The organism is Niveispirillum sp. FG156, from assembly GCF_057809555.1.
This window is the reverse complement of sequence record NZ_JBMDKE010000109.1, coordinates 1-311: the sequence shown is the minus strand read 5'-3', so window position 1 is coordinate 311 and position 311 is coordinate 1. Positions and strand designations below refer to the sequence as shown.

Genomic DNA, 311 nt, shown 5'->3' with positions numbered 1-311 from the left:
TCGCGAACGAGGCCGGCACGCTGTAGCGGTTGCGCTCGAAGCTGATCAGGCAGGTCGGTGAGACGCGCTTGCTCTGCTCAACGAACCCGTCAAACGGGAGCGGCACCGGCATCAGCGCTGACCGTTCCTCCGTCAAAATATCGGCAATGGTCCCGACGAGACGACCATGCGGAATCTCCCGCCACAGCGCCAGGCAGCGTTGTTCGAGCCAGGCGTTCAGCGCAGCCAGGTTGGGAAATCCGGCATCGGCTGCCATAGCCGTGGCCGTGCATCCTGCACATTTTTCTCGACCTGCCCTTTCTCCCAGCCCG

Annotated in this window: 1 pseudogene; it reads right to left on the bottom strand. The window is 63.3% G+C overall.

The window, feature by feature from the left end:
* Positions 1-311, bottom strand: a pseudogene (locus ACODSP_RS28275) (Mu transposase domain-containing protein); the annotation flags it as partial.